The 19,121-nt window shown below is 61.0% G+C and carries 19 protein-coding genes; 10 read left to right on the top strand and 9 right to left on the bottom strand.

All coding sequences use genetic code 11. The features are described 5' to 3' along the window. From phnE to ABV589_RS02300, 5 genes are all read right to left on the bottom strand, one after another. Window positions 1–768, bottom strand: a complete 768-nt coding sequence (gene phnE / locus ABV589_RS02320; RefSeq protein ID WP_123588076.1) for a phosphonate ABC transporter, permease protein PhnE — start codon at window positions 766–768, stop codon at window positions 1–3. Beyond that, entirely contained in the window at window positions 765–1,592 is an 828-nt protein-coding gene (locus ABV589_RS02315; protein WP_367084698.1) for an ABC transporter permease subunit, read from the bottom strand. The genes phnE and ABV589_RS02315 overlap by 4 nt, the downstream gene beginning before the upstream one ends. Continuing rightward, a complete protein-coding gene (locus ABV589_RS02310; RefSeq protein WP_367084697.1) occupies window positions 1,586–2,383 on the bottom strand; it encodes an ATP-binding cassette domain-containing protein in 798 nt (265 codons plus the stop codon). Before ABV589_RS02310 ends, ABV589_RS02315 begins: the two co-directional genes overlap by 7 nt. Then, window positions 2,380–3,243 carry a putative selenate ABC transporter substrate-binding protein gene (locus tag ABV589_RS02305; RefSeq protein WP_041072554.1) on the bottom strand — a complete coding sequence of 288 codons (864 nt, stop codon included), beginning with the start codon at window positions 3,241–3,243 and terminating at the stop codon, window positions 2,380–2,382. Before ABV589_RS02305 ends, ABV589_RS02310 begins: the two co-directional genes overlap by 4 nt. 270 nt (window positions 3,244–3,513) lie before the next feature. Continuing rightward, a complete protein-coding gene (locus tag ABV589_RS02300) occupies window positions 3,514–3,906 on the bottom strand; it encodes a RidA family protein (protein ID WP_367084696.1) in 393 nt (130 codons plus the stop codon). A 122-nt stretch (window positions 3,907–4,028) separates the two neighbouring features. Between ABV589_RS02300 and ABV589_RS02295 the strand changes: the two genes are divergently transcribed. Together ABV589_RS02295 and ABV589_RS02290 are read left to right on the top strand one after the other, a co-directional pair. Next, window positions 4,029–4,973 (top strand): LysR substrate-binding domain-containing protein, encoded by a 945-nt coding sequence (locus ABV589_RS02295; protein ID WP_367084695.1) that lies wholly within the window; start codon window positions 4,029–4,031, stop codon window positions 4,971–4,973. A gap of 75 nt (window positions 4,974–5,048) precedes the next feature. Continuing rightward, on the top strand, window positions 5,049–6,209 hold the full coding sequence (locus ABV589_RS02290; RefSeq protein WP_367084694.1) for a radical SAM protein: 1,161 nt from the start codon (window positions 5,049–5,051) through the stop codon (window positions 6,207–6,209). A gap of 2 nt (window positions 6,210–6,211) precedes the next feature. On the opposite strand, the gene ABV589_RS02285 is transcribed toward ABV589_RS02290, so the two are convergent. Then, complete coding sequence (locus ABV589_RS02285; RefSeq protein WP_367084693.1) at window positions 6,212–7,078, bottom strand: LysR substrate-binding domain-containing protein; 867 nt, start codon at window positions 7,076–7,078, stop codon at window positions 6,212–6,214. Between the two features lie 135 nt (window positions 7,079–7,213). Here ABV589_RS02285 and ABV589_RS02280 point away from each other — a divergent pair, with 135 nt between their 5' ends. The 5 genes from ABV589_RS02280 to ABV589_RS02260 are packed head-to-tail and all read left to right on the top strand — an operon-like array spanning window position 7,214 to window position 12,525. Next, window positions 7,214–8,266 (top strand): agmatine deiminase family protein, encoded by a 1,053-nt coding sequence (locus ABV589_RS02280; protein ID WP_367084692.1) that lies wholly within the window; start codon window positions 7,214–7,216, stop codon window positions 8,264–8,266. Window positions 8,267–8,269: 3 nt separating this feature from the next. Beyond that, the gene (gene aguB, locus ABV589_RS02275) at window positions 8,270–9,178 is read left to right on the top strand and encodes an N-carbamoylputrescine amidase (protein WP_329697819.1); all 909 of its coding nucleotides are present in this window, start codon (window positions 8,270–8,272) and stop codon (window positions 9,176–9,178) included. 1 nt (window position 9,179) lies between these two features. After that, entirely contained in the window at window positions 9,180–10,283 is a 1,104-nt protein-coding gene (locus ABV589_RS02270) for an extracellular solute-binding protein (protein WP_367084691.1), read from the top strand. A 47-nt stretch (window positions 10,284–10,330) separates the two neighbouring features. Beyond that, complete coding sequence (locus tag ABV589_RS02265) at window positions 10,331–11,452, top strand: agmatine deiminase family protein (RefSeq protein ID WP_367084690.1); 1,122 nt, start codon at window positions 10,331–10,333, stop codon at window positions 11,450–11,452. A 50-nt stretch (window positions 11,453–11,502) separates the two neighbouring features. Continuing rightward, window positions 11,503–12,525: a GlxA family transcriptional regulator gene (locus ABV589_RS02260; protein WP_367084689.1), complete on the top strand. Its 1,023-nt coding sequence runs from the start codon at window positions 11,503–11,505 to the stop codon at window positions 12,523–12,525. Between the two features lie 25 nt (window positions 12,526–12,550). Here ABV589_RS02260 and ABV589_RS02255 read toward each other — a convergent pair whose 3' ends face one another. Continuing rightward, window positions 12,551–13,585 (bottom strand): alpha/beta hydrolase, encoded by a 1,035-nt coding sequence (locus ABV589_RS02255; protein ID WP_367084688.1) that lies wholly within the window; start codon window positions 13,583–13,585, stop codon window positions 12,551–12,553. 301 nt (window positions 13,586–13,886) lie between these two features. On the opposite strand from ABV589_RS02255, the gene ABV589_RS02250 reads away from it, so the two are divergent. Beyond that, window positions 13,887–14,300: a cupin domain-containing protein gene (locus ABV589_RS02250; protein ID WP_367084687.1), complete on the top strand. Its 414-nt coding sequence runs from the start codon at window positions 13,887–13,889 to the stop codon at window positions 14,298–14,300. Window positions 14,301–14,306: 6 nt separating this feature from the next. On the opposite strand, the gene ABV589_RS02245 is transcribed toward ABV589_RS02250, so the two are convergent. Together ABV589_RS02245 and ABV589_RS02240 are read right to left on the bottom strand one after the other, a co-directional pair. Continuing rightward, window positions 14,307–15,326 (bottom strand): AraC family transcriptional regulator, encoded by a 1,020-nt coding sequence (locus ABV589_RS02245; RefSeq protein WP_367084686.1) that lies wholly within the window; start codon window positions 15,324–15,326, stop codon window positions 14,307–14,309. 90 nt (window positions 15,327–15,416) lie between these two features. Further along, the gene (locus tag ABV589_RS02240) at window positions 15,417–16,112 is read right to left on the bottom strand and encodes an SDR family NAD(P)-dependent oxidoreductase (protein ID WP_367084685.1); all 696 of its coding nucleotides are present in this window, start codon (window positions 16,110–16,112) and stop codon (window positions 15,417–15,419) included. A 437-nt stretch (window positions 16,113–16,549) separates the two neighbouring features. On the opposite strand from ABV589_RS02240, the gene ABV589_RS02235 reads away from it, so the two are divergent. Further along, complete coding sequence (locus tag ABV589_RS02235; protein WP_367084684.1) at window positions 16,550–18,055, top strand: sensor domain-containing diguanylate cyclase; 1,506 nt, start codon at window positions 16,550–16,552, stop codon at window positions 18,053–18,055. Between the two features lie 258 nt (window positions 18,056–18,313). Then, entirely contained in the window at window positions 18,314–18,754 is a 441-nt protein-coding gene (locus ABV589_RS02230) for a hypothetical protein (protein WP_007969289.1), read from the top strand. Window positions 18,755–19,121: the final 367 nt, after the last annotated feature.

Genomic DNA, 19,121 nt, shown 5'->3' with positions numbered 1-19,121 from the left:
TCAGGCCTTGACCCAGCGCTGGCGGCTCCACGCACTCAGCGAATCCACGCCCAGCACCAGAATCAGCATCGCCAGAATCACCGTGCTCGCCTGCGCTTCCTGAAACAGGCTGAGGCTGACATACAGCATCTGCCCCAAACCACCGGCACCGACGAAGCCCAGCACACTGGCCATGCGGATATTGTTTTCCCAGCGATACAGGCAATACGCGAGCAATTGCGGAGCGAGGTTGGGCAGGGTGCCGTAGCAGAACGCGAGCACCGGATTGCCGCCCTGCAAGCGGATCGCTTCGGCCGGTTCCGGCGGGGTGTTTTCCAGCGCTTCGGCGAACAAACGGCCGAGCACCCCGGTGGTGTGCAGGGCCAGCGCCAGGGTGCCGGCGTTCGGGCCGAGGCCGGCGGCGAGCACCATCAGCGCCGCCCACACCAGTTCCGGAATCGCCCGCAGACCGTTGAGCAGCAGCCGCGAAGCGCTTTGCAGCGGCCAGCCGAAACGACCGGCGGCAGGCAGCGCGAGCAGGATGCCGAACACCGCCGCGAGCAGGGTGCCGAGGGCCGACATGGCGAGGGTTTCCAGCGCGCCCTTGAGGATCGCCTGCAGGTGCGTGGCGCTCAGGTCCGGGCTGAGAAAGCGCTGCGCGTAGGCGCCCATCTGCTTGAGGCTGGTGGCGCTGCCGAGTTCACCGAGGTCGAGTTCGAGGTAACCGAACGAGGCGATGACCGCGACGCCAATGCCGACCACCAGCAACAGATTGATCAGGCGATTCATGTCAGCCTCCAACGCAGCAGGCGGCTGAGTTGGTCGGCGCCGAGCACCAGGATCAGGAAGGTCAGCAACATGCTTGCCACTTCACCGCTGGCGAACATGCGCAGCGACAGATCGATCTGCTGACCGAGGCCACCGGCGCCGACAAACCCCATCACCACCGACGCCCGAATCGCGCACTCCCAGCGATACACCGTGTACGACAGCAGCTCCGCCGCGACATTCGGCAGAATCCCGTAGGCGAACGCCGCGAGCCGTCCGCTACCGGCCTGCATCAAGGCGTGTGCCGGACGCTGGTCGGTGGACTCGAAAATCTCCGCGTAGACCTTGCCGAGCATGCCGCTGTAGGTGATGGCGATCGCCAGCACACCGGCCGCCGGGCCGAGGCCCACGGCACGCACGAACAGCAGCGCCCAGACGATTTCCGGCACGCTGCGCAAGAAGATCAGTAGCCCGCGCACCGGCCAGCGCAGCAAGCGCCCGAGCCGACTGGGAATGCCGCTGCGGGACGCCGCAGACAACGACAGCGCGCGGCTGGCAATCAGGCTGGCCGGCACCGCCAGCAGCAGCGCCAGGGCCATGCCGGCGGTGGCGATGGCCAGGGTTTGCAGGGTCGCCTTGAGCAGCAACTGGAGAAAGTCGTGGTCATGCGCCGGTGGCCAGAACCCGGAGATGAAACGGCCCATTTCGGTCTGGCTGTCGCTGTGCAGCAGCACCCCCAGGTCCAGTTCGCTGAGCTGGATGCCCGGCCACAGCAAGGCCAGCGCCAGCAGGGTCAGCAATAATCGCGGCGCGGCGGCCGGGTCGCGTGAGTCAGCCCTCAGCATCGCGGGATCTGCACAATCAGCGGCGCACTCGGCGTCGTCGGGCTTTGCAATTGCTCGTTGGCGTACAGCGCATCAAGCATCTCGCGGCTGATCTGTGCGGCAGGGCTGTCGAACAGGATCTGGCCGTCGCGCAAACCGACGATCCGCGGAAAATGCGCCAGCGCCAGCTCCACCGCGTGCAGACTCGCCACCAGCGTGACGTTATGTGCCCGGGCATGCTGCGAGAGGATCGACAGGGTGTGCCCGGCCAACACCGGGTCCATCGCCGACACCGGTTCGTCCGCCAGCAGAATCTCCGGTGCCTGATACAGCACCCGGGCAATGCCCACGCGCTGCAATTGGCCACCGGACAATTGCTGGCAGTAAGCGAAAAGTTTGTCGCCCAGATCCAGGCGGGCGAGGGCCGCACGGGCGCCGGGAATGTCCGTGGGATGCAGCAGATTCAGCAGGCTCTTGCCCAAACTCCACTGCCCGAGTTTACCGGCCAGCACCGCCGTCACTACACGTTGGCGCGGCGGCAGCGGCGGTGCTTGGTGAACCAGGCCGATGCGCGCACGCAGGCGTTGGCGTTGACGAGCGGAGAGGTGCCAGGGGCGTTCGCCCAGCACCTCGATTTCACCGCTGCTGGGGCGCAATGCGGTGGCCAGCAGGTTCAACAGACTGGATTTACCGGCCCCGGACGGACCGATGATCGCCACCTGCTCACCGGCGCCAATCTGCAGGTCGACGCCACGCAGCGCATCGACCCCGTTGGTGTGGTGCAGACGGGCTTGTGTAAGGCTCAGGGTCATTTCAGCAGGTCGGCAGCGCGAGCAGCTTCCTCGATGCCCTTGTAGTTTTCGGGCTTGGTGTCGATGAAGCGGCTGGCCGCCTGCAGATCCAGAATCTTCTTCTGCTCGGGGTTGGCCGGGTCGAGGTCGAGGAAGGCTTTCTTGATCTTCGCCGCCAGCGCCGGGTCAAGGGTGCCGCGCACGGTCCAGTTGTAATCGAAGTAAGCGGGGGTGGTGGCGAACACATGCACCTTGCTGGTATCGACCTTGCCGGCGTCCACCAGTTTCTGCCAGACGCTGGCGTTCAAGACACCGGCATCGACCTTGCCGGCCTGGACCCAGGCGACGGTGGCGTCGTGGGCGCCGGAGTAGGCAACGCGGCTGAAATAGGCTTCCGGCTTGATGTTGTCGTTCTTCAGCATGAAGTAACGCGGCATCAGGCTGCCGGACGTCGACGACACCGAGCCGAAGGCAAAGGTCTTGCCCTTGAGGTCGGCCAGGCTCTTCACGTTCGGGTCGGCGGTGATGAATTTGCTGGTGAACTGCGCATCCTGCTCGCGCTGCACCAGCGGGATCACCGGGGTGGTGGCGTCGGTCTTCAGGCGTGCCTGAACAAAAGTGAAACCGCCCAGCCAGGCCATGTCGAGACGGTCGGTCGCCAGCGCTTCAACCACCGCCGGATAGTCCGCCACGGGAACGAACTGCACTTTCATGCCCAACTGCTGCTCCAGGTATGCACCGAGCGGCTCGAACTTGCGCAGCAATTCGGTCGGGGCTTCGTCAGGAATCGCGCTGACCCGCAACACATCGGCGGCATGCGCCACCAGAGCAGAAAAAGACAGGGCCAGACCAGCAGTCAGTGCCAGGGTTCGTTTGAGCATGGAAATCTCCGTTTCATGAGCGTCGCATTCTAAGCGCCACGACGCGAGGTGTCGCGACCGGGCGCTCAATCAGGTTAGACGAAACGGCGAGGTTATACGCAGGCGTGCGGTGAAAGGCCAGCGCGCTTGTCCGGTGATGTTTTGCTCCACATTTCCTGCAGCCCACTGCCGCTGTGACCCCGCAAAACCCTGTAGGAGCTGTCGAGTGAAACGAGGCTGCGATCTTTGCGTTTCGATTGAAGATCAAAAGATTGCAGCGTGCCGCAGCGCCTACACGGGGATTTTGGCGATCACCTTGATCTCGAACTGAAACCCGGCCAGCCAGGTCACGCCGACTGCGGTAATCGTCGGATACGGTGCGCTGCCCCAGAACTCCGGTACCACTTCCCAGATCGTTTCGAAGGTCGATTGTGGATCGATCATGAACACCGTGACGTCCACCGCGTCGGCAAAGCTGCAACCGGCGGCATCGAGAATCGCATTGAGGTTATTGAACGCCAGGCGCACCTGGTTCTGCAGATCCGGCTCGGGCGAACCATCTTCACGGCTGCCGACTTGCCCCGAGACAAACAGAAAACCGTTGGAACGAATCGCCGGCGAATAACGATGGCGCTCGTAGAGCGCATGGCGGGCTGGCGGAAAAACGACGTCGCGCTGGGTCATGGGTGTCTCCATCATTGTTTGGTGGTTGTTGATGGAGTGACTGTAGGGGCTTGCGCCGTGGCGATAAACGCGCAAGCTTGGCGTTCACTGTTTGCAGATTCCAAACAATCCGAGGGCGCAAAGTGGACCGTTTCGATGCAATGCAGGCGTTCGCCCGGGTGGTCGAGGCGGGCAGTTTCACCAAGGCTGCCGAGACCTTGCACATGAGCAAGACTACGGTGACCCAACTCATCCAGCAGCTGGAAGCACGGCTGCGGGTCAAGTTGCTCAACCGCACCACGCGCAAGGTCAACGTCACGGCCGATGGCGCGATCTATTACGAGCGGGTGATCAGGCTGTTGGCCGATATGGACGATGCCGAAACTAGCCTGACCGGCGCGTCGGCCCTGCCCAGGGGGCGTTTGCGGGTGGATGTGCCGAGCCCGCTGGCACGGCTGATTCTGATTCCGGCACTGCCGATGTTTCACCAGCGCTACCCGGAAATCCAGATCGATATGGGCGTCAGCGACCGGATCGTCGACATCATTGATGAGAACGTCGATTGCGTGGTGCGCGGCGGCGAACTGCTCGACCAGTCACTCATGGCGCGGCGGGTTGCCGATCTTCAGCTTGGGGTCTTCGCCGCGCCGAGTTATCTGGCCCGTGCCGGTACGCCGCAGCACCCGCGTGAGCTGGAAGACTCGCATCATCGGGTGGTCGGATTTCTCTGGGCGCGCACCGGCAAGCCGGTGCCTTACGCCTTGCACAACGGCAGCGAACACCTGCAGATCAAGGGCCGCCACGTGCTCGCCGTGGATGACGGCAACGCCTACCTTGCGGCAGGGCTGGCCGGCATGGGTGTGCTGTGGTTGCCCAGGTACATGGCGCACGCACATCATTCTCGGGGCGAGTTGGTGGCGCTGTTCGAGGACTGGCAACTTGAGCCGATGCCGCTCTATGTGGCATACGCGCCGAACCGGCATGTCAGCCAAAAGCTCAGGGTCTTTATCGATTGGGTGATGGAGTTGATGGCGTTGCATGGCAATGGCCCGGAACTTGCTGAAGCGCAAACCAGGACAGTCAAATAAATAGCGCTTTGACGGCGAATACCGCCACTGGCGGCTCTGGATGCACCGCTATTCACTCAAGGAGTTTCATTCGTCATGAATATGTACATCGATATTGTGGGTGCGTGCAATTTGAGCTGCCCCTCGTGCCCGATGGGTAACTCGGAAAACGTCAATTTCAAGAAAGCCATGCAAGTCGACATGTTCAGGAAGATCGTCGAGAAGGCCCGGGTCGAGGGGGTCAAATCGATTTTTCTTTATAACTGGACAGAGCCGTTGATTCATCCGCGAATCGGTGAGTTTGTCGAGATCGTCAATGCCGCTGGCTTGCGTTGCGGTATCAGTTCCAATCTGAATCTGGCCAAGAACATGGAAGTCGCGTTGCTCGCCAACCCATGGTTTTTCCGTATTTCTCTCTCTGGGTTTTACCAGGAAACCTACGAGAAAGGGCATGCGGGTGGCGACATCGAAGTCGTCAAACAGAACATGCTCAAGTTGCACGAGATCAAGCAACGAGAGGGGCTGGATACTCTGGTCGAGGTCTACTACCACCGCTATCTGGACAACATCGACGAAGAAGCGCTGATGCGCGAATTCAGTGAAGGCCTGGGTTTCAAATTCGCGACCGGTTATTCAGTGATGATGCCGCTGGAGAAGACCCTGGCGATTGTCGAGCGTGATGTCTCTGTCACGGATGTTGATCATAAAACGCTGGAAAGGCTGGCGTTGCCGCCTTACGACGATCTGGTCAATCTGATTCGGCATTATCCTAAAAAGGCGTGCTCGCTCAAGGACGATTGGCTGGTGCTGGACTGCAACGGAAATACAGTGCTGTGTTGCAGTATTTTCAATCAGACTGAATATCAGGTCGGCAAGTATCTGGACCTGCCTTTGCCGCAACTGACTCGACTCAAGTCGACTCAAGAAAACTGCGTCGATATGTGCAATCGTTGCGCAGCAAATGGCTTGCACCACTACGCAATGACCCCGAGTCAGGGGGCAATGGAAGCTCACGCAGTCAACCGCATCATCGATTTTCGCAAGCGTAGCGCCATTGGCCTTCCAGTCGCGAGTGACAAGCTTGGGCGCGACGGTGAAGTCAGTGCCGAGAATTTCGACGAAGCGCAATATCTTCAGATGAATCAGGACGTCAAGAACGCGATCTCCACGGGTGCCTTTACCAGTGGTTATCAACATTACCTGCTGTACGGACGTCTGGAAGGCAGGCTCGGTGCGGGTTATCTCACGGTCGTCTGAGATTATTGATCGGGCGTTGCCAGCCGAGTGCTCAGCCACTCGGTGAAGCTGCGCGCCATCGGGTCATTCTCGCTGTCACGATGGGTCAACAGCGCCCAGTTCGGGCCACGAATGGTTTGCTCCACCAACGGTTGCAGCAACCCCGTGTCCCGCGCCTGACGGCTGAGCAACTGGCTGACCAGCGCAATCCCAAGTCCTGAACACGCCGCGTCCAGCAACAAGCCCGGATCGGAAAAATTCAGCCCCTGATCCTGCTGCCCGACATCGACGCCGGCCTCCACCGCCCAATGGCTCCAGTCCATTTCCCGCTCACCGTGCAGGGTCGTGCGTTGCGTGGCGGGCTGCGCCAATACGCCGGGATGACACGCCGGAAACAGGCGGTCGGCATGCAGCACCTTGAAGCTGCATTCGGCCTGGGAGCTGATGTCATCGCGCACCGCCAGATCGATGGTTTGCGTGGCCATGTCCGGCACTTCGTCGGTGCTGAAAATCCACAGATCGACTTGCGGATGCTGGCGCCGAAAATCCGCCAGACGCGGCAGCAGCCAGTGCCGGGCGAACGCTGGCGTGGTGTTGAGCACCAGTTGATTGGGTTTCTGATATTGGCCCAGACGCCGGATGCCGACCGCCAGTTGCTGCAGCATCGCCTGGGTGGTGCTGAGCAGATCGTGGCCGGCATCGGTCAGCGACACGCTGCGGCCGCTACGAAAGAACAGCGGTTGTTCGAGGTACGCCTCAAGGCTGCGGATCTGCTGGCTGATCGCCGATTGAGTAAGGCTCAACTCATCGGCCGCCTTGTGAAAACTGCCGAGGCGCGCAGCCGCTTCGAAGCCGCGCAGGGAGCTGAGCGGCGGCCAGTGCTTGAGCATATCGATAAGTTCCTCTAATCAGTTGTGCGCTAAATCCATCGTTTGTTGCTGCGATTTCAGCGCCGTAGCATTCATCTCACGCCGAATCCCGGCAATTTCCATTGAACACAATGGCTTAATCGAGAGGTGCTTGTCATGCCGCGCAACGAGAATAACAACAACGCTTGGATGATGCCTGCCGAATGGGTAACGCACGCGGCGACGTGGATGGTCTGGCCGCACAACAAGGCGCTGTGGGAGTCGGGCTGGCGCGTGACCTTGCCGCAGGTGCAAGAGGATTTCGCCCGGGTCGCCAACGCCATCGCCCGCTTCGAACCGGTGAAAATGGTCGTCGATCCGTCGGCGCTAGCGAGCGCCAAAGCCCTGTGCGGGCCGAACATCGAACTGATCCCGCTGGCGGTCAACGACAGCTGGTGCCGCGACTCCGGCCCGAGCTTCGTCTGCCACCCGCAACAAGGGCTGGCCGGTGTCAGCTGGCGCTTCAACGCCTGGGGCGGCAAGTCGGCGCATGAGCTGGACGAGAGCCTGGCGCGGCGCGCGCTCAATCATCTGGGGCTGGAGTGCTTCGGCACGCCACTGAGCAACGAGGGCGGGGCGATCCATGTCGATGGCGAAGGCACGCTGATCACCACCGAATCGGTGCTGCTCAACCCCAATCGCAACCCGGGGATTGGCAAGGCTGAAATGGAAGAGATTTTCAGCCGTCTGCTTGGCGTGAAGAAAACCATCTGGCTGCCGGGCGATCCGGATTACGTCACCGGTGACATGACTGACGGCCACGTCGATGGCGTCTGCGCCTTCGCCCGTCCCGGCGTGTTGCTGGTGGATGCGACCCACGACCAGAGTTCGGTGTACGCCGAAGTGGCCCGGGAGAATCGCCGCGCATTGGAGCTGGCGACCGACGCGCAGGGGCGCAAGTTCGAGCTGATCGAACTATTCGAAGCCAGTGAAGCGGTGGACAGCGAAGCCGAAGTGTTCTGCGCCTCGTACACCAATTTTTACATCGCCAACGGCGCGATCATCATGCCGGCCTATGGCATCGAGGCCGACGAGGCGGCGGCGAAAGTGCTGGCGCAGGCCTTCCCCGGACGCGAAGTGGTGCCGGTGCGTATCAATCATCTGGCCCATGGCGGCGGCGGGGTGCATTGCATCACCCAGCAGCAACCCGCCTGGCCAGTGGAGGGTTGAGCGATGAGCCATTTGACTATCGCCACCACCCAGATGCCGTGCACCTGGGATCTGCCGCGCAACCTCGATCAAGCCGAGCAACTGGTGCGTGAGGCGGCCGCGAAGGGCGCGCAGGTGATCCTGTTGCAGGAGCTGTTCGCCACGCCGTATTTCTGCATCGAACAGAGCCACAAGCATCTGGCGCTGGCCGAGGAGTATCGCGACAGCCGTGTGCTGCAGCGCTTCGCCGCGCTGGCCAAAGAGCTGGGCGTGGTGCTGCCGCTGAGCTGGTTCGAGCAGGCCGGCAATGCGTATTTCAATTCGCTCACCGTGGCCGATGCTGATGGTCGTCTGTCGGGGGTGTATCGCAAGACCCACATCCCCAACGCCATTGGCTATCAGGAGAAGGAATATTTCAGCCCCGGCGACAGCGGTTTCCGTGTGTGGGACACCGCGTTCGGTCGCCTCGGCGTGGGTATCTGCTGGGATCAGTGGTTTCCCGAGACCGCGCGTTGTCTGGCGTTGATGGGCGCTGAAGTGCTGCTGTTTCCCACGGCCATTGGTTCCGAGCCGGGCTGTGCAGCACTGGATTCCCGCGACCACTGGCAGATGACCATGCGCGGCCATGCCGCCGCCAATCTGCTGCCGGTGGTGGCCGCCAACCGGGTCGGGCGCGAAGTGGCGAGCACCGATCCGTCGCTGCAGATGAGCTTCTACGGTTCGTCGTTCATCAGCGATCACAAGGGCAAGTTGCTGGCCGAAGCCGACCGCGACAGCACGGGCGTGCTGGTGCACGGCCTCGACCTCGATGCGATGCGCGAAGAACGGCTGAGCTGGGGCATCTACCGTGACCGGCGCCCGGACATGTACGGCGCGCTGCTCAGTCAGGATGGTCGCAATCTTCACGCACGCTGGAACGCACAAGGGGTTTGATATGGCTACGCATCACAAACGACTGCTCGGCGTTCTGGGCCTGGCCCTGACTTGCGTGATCCCGGCGCTGCATGCCGAGGACAAAACCCTGCGGCTGTACAACTGGGCCGATTACTTTGCCGAAGACACCCTGAGCCGCTTCACCGCCGAAACCGGGATCAAGGTGATCTACGACGTCATGGACGGCAGCGAAACCCTCGAAGCGAAGATGCTCTCTGGCGGCAGCGGCTACGACCTGATCTTCCCCGGCGACACTGTCGCCGAGCGCCTGATGCGTGCCGGCAGCCTGATGCCGCTGGACCCATCGAAGCTCACGGAGATGGCCGACATCGAACCCGGATTGCAGAAATTGCGCGGTCACTACGAGCATTCCAGCAAAGCCACCGTGCCCTACACCTGGGGCACCATCGGTCTGACCTACAACGCGGCGCAGATCAAACAACGCATGGCCGACGCGCCGGTCAACAGCCTGGACATGCTGTTCAAACCGGAGCTGGCGGCGAAGTTTGCCGATTGCGGGATTTCGCTGATCGACTCGCCGGATGAAGTGCTGGCAGTGGTGCTCAATTATCTGGGCCGCGATCCGCGTAGTGCGAAACCGGTGGATCTGGCAGCGGCCAGTGAGGTGCTGATGAAGCTGCGGCCGTACGTGCGCAAATTTCAGTCGCAACCGGTGACCGATCTGGTCAACGGCAACCTGTGCCTGTCGCTGGGTTACAGCGGCGATATGACCCAAGCCCAACGCACCTCGGACAGCGCTGGCAAGACCACAAAATTCGAGTACCGCATCCCCCGTGAAGGCACCACGGTGTGGATGGACACCATGGCGATTCCCGTCGATGCGAAACACCCGGAATACGCCTACGCGTTCATCAACTTCGTGATGCGCCCGGAAAACATGGCGGCGATCAGTAACTTCACCGGTTACCCGACTTCCAACGCCAAGGCACGGGCCAGCGTCGATGCGGCAATGCGCAACAACCCGGACATCTACCTCGACGAGGCGACCTATGCTCGATTGATCCCGGGCAAGGACATTCCCCAGGCCGACATGCGTGCACGGATGCGCACCTGGACCAAATTCAAAACCGCCACTCAGCCATGATTCAACCGCCGGCGCCCGGTCGCCGGCCCTTTTCAGGAAAACCAGAGATGTCGACACGTCGTGAGTTCATCAAACAGCTATCGGTTGCCACCGGTGTCAGCGCCGCGGTCATGGGCCTTGGCCTGGCGCCGGGCAGACTGCTGGCGGCCAGCGCAGGGGATTGGTTCATGCCCGACGAGGGTGACAGGCACGAACGCGCCTTCATCGCTTTCGGCGCACAGGACGCAATCTGGGAAGATTTCACTGCGGATGTGCAGGCCGCACTGGGCCGCATCGCCCGCACCATTGCCCGTTATGAGCCGGTTACGGTGTTGTGTCGCAGTGGCGAACGCAGCCTCGCCGAAGAGTATTGCGGCACCCGCAACGTCACCTACGTGACCGCCGCGCTCGACGACATCTGGATGCGCGATATCGGCGCCAATTTTGTCATCGATGACAAAGGCGGGCTTGGCGCGGTGGACTTCAATTTCAACGGTTGGGGCAACAAGCAGCGGCACAGCAAGGATGCGAAAATCGCTGCGCGAGTGGCCGCCGACGCACAGGCGACGTACCTGCGCAGTGAACTGGTGGGCGAGGGCGGCGGCATCGAAGTCGATGGCCACGGCACCGGGATCATGACCGAGAGCAGCTGGATCAACAGCAACCGCAATCCAGGCTGGAGCAAGGCCGATGTCGAGGCTGAACTGAAGGAACGTCTGGGCCTGCGCAAAATCATCTGGCTGCCGGGGATCAAGGGCAAGGACATCACCGACGCCCACGTTGATTTCTATGCGCGGTTCATCAAGCCCGGCGTGGTGATTGCCAACCTCGACAGCGACCCCGAATCCTACGATCACCAGGTCACGCTGGCGCACCTGGAAATCCTCAGGAAAGCCACCGACGCGGATGGTCGCCCACTGCAGATCCACACGATTTCGCCACCGCTCAAGCCGCGCAAAAGCAAGTTCAACCAGAACAACCCGGATTTCGCCGCCGGTTACATCAACTACTTCGTGATCAACGGCGCGATCATCGCCCCCGAGTTCGGTGACAAGGAGGCGGACAAAAAGGCTTATGACCTGCTGTCGAAGCTGTACCCGGAGCGCAAAGTCGAGCTGCTCAACATCGATGCGATCGCTGCCGGTGGTGGCGGGATTCACTGCGTGACCAGTCATCAGCCGCAAGCGTGATTGACTCTTTGGCCCATCGAGCCAACTATCGGCGCATAACAACATGACCGATGGGCCAGACCTTGATCGAACGACGTCAATTCAGCGGAGGCATGAAGGGTAAAAATCTCCGCTATCTGAATGAGCAATCTGCAGATTCACGCCTCACTCGCACGGGTTTTCTGTTGCTGGAACACTTTTCGCTGCCGGCCTTCACCCAGGCGCTGGATACGATCATCACTGCCAACCTGTTGCGCGCCGGTCTGTTCAGCTCGCGCACGTTCGGGCTGGGCGAGGGTGAGGTGATCAGCGATCTGGGGCTGGTGATTCGCCCGGACGCGCGAATTGATATGGCCAGTCTTCCGGATCTGGACTTGCTGGTGGTGTGCGGCGGCTACCGCACTGAGCTGAAGGCCAGTGAAGAGTTGAGCAACCTGCTGCGCTCGGCGGCGGAGCGCGGGGTCAGTCTGGCCGGTTTGTGGAACGGTGCGTGGTTTCTCGGCCGCGCCGGACTGCTCGATGGTTATCGTTGCGCGATCCACCCGGAGCATCGCCCCGCGCTGACGGAAATTGCCAAAGCCACCCAGGTCAGCAGCGAACCTTATGTGATCGATCGCGACCGGCTCACGGCTTCCAGTCCGTCCGGGGCTTTCCATATGGCGCTGGACTGGATCAAGAGCCTGCACGGCAAGGCGCTGGTCGAAGGCATCGAGGACATTCTGGCGTTCGAGGAGTCGCGCTATCGGCGGATCAAACCGGATGAAAACCTCTGCGTCAGCGCACCGTTGCGCGAGGTGGTCAAGCTGATGGACGCCAACCTCGAAGAGCCGCTGGAACTGGAACAACTGGCGGTGTATGCCGGTCGCTCGCGGCGACAGCTGGAGCGTTTGTTCAAGGAACAACTGGGCACCACGCCGCAGCGCTATTACCTGGAATTGCGCATCACCGAAGCCCGGCGCCTGCTGCAGCACACCGAGCTGTCGCAGATGGAAGTGCTGGTGGCCTGTGGTTTCGTGTCGCCGAGCCATTTCAGCAAATGCTACAGCGCGTTTTTCGGTTATCGACCGTCCAGGGAAAAACGCCTGGTCAAATAGACCGAGGCGTTTTCTGCCTTCGACCTCAGAGGTGATCGGCGTCGATCACCGCCTGAGCAAACGCCTGCGGATCTTCCTGCGGCAGGTTGTGGCCGATGCCGCCGTTGATCAGGCGGAACTGGTACTTGCCGGTGAAGCGCTTGGCGTAATCCTCGGGCGCCGGGTGCGGCGCGCCGTTGGCGTCACCCTCAAGGGTGATAGTCGGCACGCTGATCGACGGGGCGCTGGCGAGTTTCTGTTCCAGCGCTGCGTATCGCGGTTCGCCCTGCACCAGACCCAGACGCCAGCGGTAGTTGAACACGGTGATCTCGACGTGATCGGGGTTCTCCAGAGCCTTGGCGCTGCGGTTGAACGTGGCGTCATCGAACGCCCACTTCGGCGATGCAAGTTGCCAGATCAGCCTGGCGAAGTCGTGGGTGTTTTTCCGGTAGCCGTCACGGCCACGTTCGGTGGCGAAGTAGAACTGATACCACCACTGCAATTCGGCCTTGGGCGGCAACGGGTTCTGCCCGGCAGCCTGATTGCCGATCAGGTAGCCGCTGACTGACACCAATGCCTTGACTCGCTCCGGCCACAGCGCCGAGACGATGTCTGCCGAGCGCGCGCCCCAGTCGTAACCACCGAGCACCGCTTGCTTGATGTTCAGTGCATCCATGAAGTCGATCACGTCGCTGGCCAGCGCCGCAGGCTGACCGTTGCGCAGTGTCTGGTCCGAGAGGAAATGCGTGTCGCCATAACCCCGCGCATACGGCATCAGCACCCGATACCCCTTGGCGGCGAGCAATGGCGCGACCTCGTCATAGCTATGAATGTCGTACGGCCAGCCGTGCAGCAGAATCACTACCGGCCCCTGCGCCGGACCGGTTTCGGCGTAGGCCACATCCAGCAGTCCGGCCTTTACATGCTTGAGCGGACCGAACGGCGAGGGCGCGGAATAGCTGACGTTGGGGGCGCCGGGTGCCGGTTGTGCGGCGGCGGCCGTTGGCATTTGCGTCGCCGCCAGCGCGCCGAACAGCGCCACGGCGAGGATGTTCATACGGTTGAATGCTGCGTTTTTCATGCTGAAGTCTCCTTGGCAATCCTGTCGGGGGCAGGTGCGGGCTGAGCCCGGCAAACCTTGCAGGCATTTGAACGCCGGGACGTATCTGGCCCATGTCGAAAAAGCGCCATGATTCAAGTTCATGTATCGCCGGGGTGCCTGTACACACTGTGATACACCGCCGGTGTGCTTTGTATGGCCGTGTATCCAGCGTTGCGCGTGATACACGGCGAGACCAGACGCGGGTCTTTCGACACATCGCCGCTACACCCGGCAGTCACCCTGCAGGCCTTCACACCATGACTGTCGAGAGGGCATTTGCATGCAACGCACACTGATTCTGGCCACCGTGGCCGCACTGGTTTCATTCACCGGCCTGGCACAGGCGGCGGACGCTCAGGCCATGAGCTGGCAGCAGGGTCTGAGCCGTACCGACCTGATTCATCAGGACCTGGGCGACGCCGATCACGAGGTGCTGCAGGCGCGGATCGATTTCGACCCGGGCGTGGCTGCGCCGCGACATGCGCATCCGGGTGTCGAGGTGGCGCACGTGCTCAGCGGCACGCTGGAGTATCAACTGGAGGGGCAGCCGGCGGTCACGCTGAAGGCCGGTGACTCACTGTTCATCCCGGCCGGCGTGGCCCATGTGGCGAAGAACGTTGGCCAGGAGCAAGGCGTGGAACTGGCGACCTATGTGGTGAAAAAGGGTCAGCCGCTGCTGGAACTGAAGCCGTGACCGGGCTTATCTGGCGCGCAGCAACTTGCGGTAGTCCACCGGGGAAATCCCGCGGGCCTGACGAAAGGAATGGCTGAAAGAACTGGCCTGCGAGTAACCCAGCATCAGGGCGATGTTCATGATGCTGGTCTCGGTCCGGCGCAGGTAATGGTCGGCCAGTTCCATGCGCATGGTTTCCAGCACCTGATTGAAGTTTTCCCCTTCAGCCGCCAGTTTGCGCTGCAAGGTGCGCGGCGAAATCGCCAACTGCCGGGCCAGGCTTTTCAGGCTGAAATCGCCGGTCGGCAATTGTTCGGTGAGCAGCGCGCGCAAGCGGTCAGTCACGGAAAATGCCGGGTACGTCAGACACAACTGCCAGTCGGCCTCCAGCAGCATGCTGCGATGCATGCGCGGGTCGGCGCCCTGGATCCGCGTCGAGAGTGTCGACTCGGCAAACACCAGCGCATTGCAGCCGGCCTCGAACTGCACCGGACAGCCAAAGAAGTGTTCATACAGCGCCGGTTCGCCCACCGCCGGATGCATCATCCGCACTTCCAGCATGGGCTGATTGCTGGCGATCAACCAGCGGCCGAACGCTGCCCAGCCGACCATCAGCGCTTCCTGATGCAGGGCGCAGTAAGGCTCCAGCTCACTGATGCGTTGATCTTCGAGCGTCACGCGGCCGTCACCGATGACGATCCGGGTCTGGCTGGACGGGCTGTCGTAAACGATCTTGCCGAATCGCAAAATCATGTTCAGCGACTCGCCGAGTGTCGCGCTGGTCATCAGCACATAACCCAGCACGCCATAGGTGCCCGGGCGCACGGCGGCGCCGACCAACAGGCCGAAATGCGGCAGGTTGCTGCTCAGTGCCGCCAGTTCCAGCAAGGCACGCAGTTGGCGCATGGGAATGCGCACGATCGAGTCGGACAACTGCTCGCGTGAGAGTCCGGTCTGCTGCAACAGCCAATCAACATCGCAGCCGTATTGTTCGGCGACATCAAGGATGTGGTTCACGAAGGCAGCGCTGGAAGTGGCGGGTCGCATGGGGGGAGGGGAAGTCCGGTAATCCGGTGATCTTGCTTTTCCGAAAGGTGAAGAAAGCGACGTCGCCAAGGCGCGCGGCGTCAATAGATCCTACATGCGCCCGATCACCGGAATGCCGGTACCGGTGACCGCCGACGCTTGCTCCGAAATCAGAAACAGAATCACCGCCGCCAGCTGCGCCGGTGTCACCCAGCGCTGATGCTCGGCGTCGGGCATGGCTTCCCGGTTTTGCGGGGTGTCGAGAATGCTCGGCAGCACGGCATTGACCGTGATGCTCATGTCTTTGAGTTCTTCGGCGAGGCTTTCAGTCAGGCGCAGGACGCTGGATTTCGACGCGGCGTAAGCGCCCATCCCCAGTCCGGCCTTCGCCGCCATGCTCGCGCCGATATTGACGATGCGTCCGGCCGAGGATTGCAGCAGCAACGGCAGCAGGGCTTTGCTGGCGTTCAATGCGGTTCGAAGGTTCAGCGAGTAGAGCCGATCCCAGGCCTCCAACGCGCCGCCTAAAAGCGGTTCCCACGCATAGCCGCCGGCGCCGTTGACCAGTGCATCGAGACGGCCGAAATAGCGGTTGATCTGGTGGGCGACTGCCTGGCAATCGGCAACGGAAGTCAGATCGATACCGGACAGGACCAGTCGATTGTGCGAGCTGGGCAGCGTAATCGTCGCCCGATCGATCAGCACCAGATCCGCGCCCTGGGCTGCGGCCATGTCCGCCAGGGTCTCGCCGAGATTCCCCAGGGCGCCGGTAATCGCCACAACGCGCCGTGAGAGTGACTGAGTCATCAAGAGTCCTTTCCTTTTTAAGGGCGCATACTCTAATGATATCGGTGGCCCGTGGCATGCTTTTGGATGTCAACTTGTTGCGCAAAAGTGCCAAAATTTTATGCTTGGCAAAACAACGGGAAAGGGTCGTGAAACAGGCGTCAGAAAGTTGGCTTCAGGCGGGTGACGCCAAGCGGATTCTGAAAGCCTGGCGATGGTTTGGTCTGGCATTCTTGTCGTTGTTTCGCCAAGCGCAAATCCTGTCCTGAAGTCTTTAGCACAGTTTTTCCGGGCGACGCCGCGCAAATCGGAAGTACGTTTTTTGCGCCACATAATCTGTTGCTGCAGCCAGCCAGTGCTACTTGTATCCTTGCGCGCGACAAGGACACGCGGCTGCAGTCATCGAGTCGCTCGACCCGCCGCAGGAACGGAAACCGGACTTTCCCAAAGGTAGTAATGTGAAGCGTGATACCCGCCTGGTTGTGCTTTTGTTGTTGGTGATCGGTTGTTCCCTCGCGTCACTGACGGTGTGGAAAGTGCTGGCCTCTCGAGAGCGCGCGCTGGAGGAAGTCAACGTTCATGGCTTGAACCTGACCCAGGCGCTGGCGACTTACTCCGAAGGCATCGTCCGCCAGAGTTCGTTGCTGCTGCTCGGGCTCGTCGAACGCCTGGAAACCGAAGGCAGCGGCCCCGCGCAGATCCAGCGTTTGAGCGCACTGGTCAATCGTCAGGAACCGCTGATGCCGCAGCTCAGCGGCATCACCATCTACGACAATCAGGGCCGTTGGCTGATGTCTTCCAATCGACCGATTCCGGTCGGGGCCAACAGCAGTGATCGCGCCTACTTCATCCATCATCGCGACGATCCGAGTCGCGAGACCTTTATCGGTCCGCCAATTCAGAGCCGCTCCAATCAGGAGTGGGTGATCACCGTCAGCCGCCGTTTCAACGATGCGCACGGCGAGTTTGCCGGGGTGGTGGCAGTTACCCTGGGGGTCGAAAACTTCCTGCGTCTGTTCGGCAAGATCGATGTCGGGCAGGAGGGTGCCATCGGCTTGTCCTACACCGACGGTACGTTGCTGGTGCGCTATCCGTTCCGCGAGCAGGACATGGGCCGCAACTTTTCCAAGTCGCCGATCTATGAGAAGTATCTGGTCGATCGATCGGTCGGTACCGCGTCGTTTACTTCCAGTCTGGATGGCGTCGAGCGGCTCTATGCCTTTCGCAAGAGTGACCGGTTGCCGCTGATCACCACGGTCGCCCTCGGCAAGCGCGAAGCCCTCGCTGCGTGGCGCATGGAAGCCTGGCTGTCGGCAGTGGTGGTCGCGGGGTTGCTGGGGCTCACCGGGCTCATCGGCTGGTTCCTGATTCTCGATATCCGCAGGCGTACCCGGGCTGAAGACCAGTTGCGCGGGACGCAGCAGCAGTTGCTCTCATCCAATCGTCAGCTTGAATTGCTGGCGATGAAAGACTCGCTGACCGGTCTGGCCAACCGGCGCTGCTTCGATGAGAGCCTCGCCATGGAAGCCCGGCGCGCCCAACGTGACGGCACGACGCTGGCGTTGCTGATGATCGATATCGATTACTTCAAGCTGTTCAACGATTCGTTCGGGCATGTCGCCGGCGATGCCTGCCTGCAGAAGGTCGGCACAATCCTCGAAGGTTGTGTACGGCGCCCGTCGGATCTGGTGGCACGTTACGGCGGCGAAGAAATGAGCGTGATCATGCCGGCCACCGACAGTGACGGTGCTGCGGTGGTGGCGCAGATGATCCTCGATCGCTTGCAGCAGGAGCACATCCCGCACCCGTCCAGCCCGTTCGGCCGGCTGAGTGTGAGTATCGGCATCGCTACGGCCTCGGGGTCGCAACTGGAAACCCTGCGAGGGTTGATCGAGGGGGCGGATCAGGCGCTGTATAACGCCAAGGCGCTGGGGCGCAACCGTTTTGTGCAGGGAACCTGGTGATCTGCGTCGGTGCCAACTATTCGAACTTTTCATGCTGCGCAACTAAAACCGTTGGTCAGCTCCCGGTGCAGTCCGACAGCCAAGCGACTACTTTTGTGGCTGGTCGATAAAATCACAGGAGCTACCAGGAACTATTGAAGTGTTGATTTCAGGAAGGATCTTGAATAAGGCGCGGTGCATCGCTCAGGCGATGTGTATCCAGACTCCCGGTCTGTAACGCAGGGCCCCGCCACCTTTTGCTTGTCAAGGAGAACACAGATGGCAATCAGCCGAGTAACCGAAACATCCGATAAAGCCGCTCTCGTCGAAGCTGAGGTATACCGTTGGTACAACCTCTTTTTTCCGTGGTCACGCGGTGTGGCTTCCCAGTCCGAGGGCGCCATCAAACCTTTGTACGATGCGCTGGCGAACGACTTTCGAGTGGTCCTGACGGATGGTCAGATCATGGACCGGGCGGACTACTGGGAGCGACTTTGGGGACTGTACGGCAAGCGCGTTGGCAGCCCCGAATCGCACATCATCAATCTTTCCATCACGCCTCTGCCGGGGGATCTTTTCCTCACGGTATTTGATCTGGTCAAAGACGGCATCACCAAGAAAAAAGTCGATTCGGCGCTCATGCGGCTGGACCCCACGTCGCCATCGGGTATCTCCTGGGTTTATGTGCATGAGAGTGAGCATGAGAGTGTTGCCGCGTAATTGCCGAGGACGCGCAAGTATTCTGAGTCGCGCAATCGAGATGCGCATGATGTAAACGACAAAGCCCTGATTATTCAGGGCTTTGTCGCATAAAGAGGGCGTGCGCCGTGGTATTTGGCGTTAAGTATTTCTAATCATCGATGAAATCTACTTCGTTTTGCTTCTTTTAATGATGGATCTGTCCAATCATGACGCATGCCGACTCGATAAGGCCAGACGGCCTCTCTCTTCGCCCCGAGCAGCCATAAAATGGCTCGCAGTCATTTTTCTGCCTCTCAGCCAGTTATAGACATTCCTCTGTATTTTCAGATTTTCCCGACATTGGTTTGATGCGGCAGTTTTCCTGGATTCGCCAGAATTTCATGTT

Source organism: Pseudomonas sp. HOU2 (assembly GCF_040729435.1).
Taxonomy (GTDB): domain Bacteria; phylum Pseudomonadota; class Gammaproteobacteria; order Pseudomonadales; family Pseudomonadaceae; genus Aquipseudomonas.
Note: the sequence above shows the minus strand (reverse complement) of the source record. Positions and strands in the feature narration are given on the sequence as shown.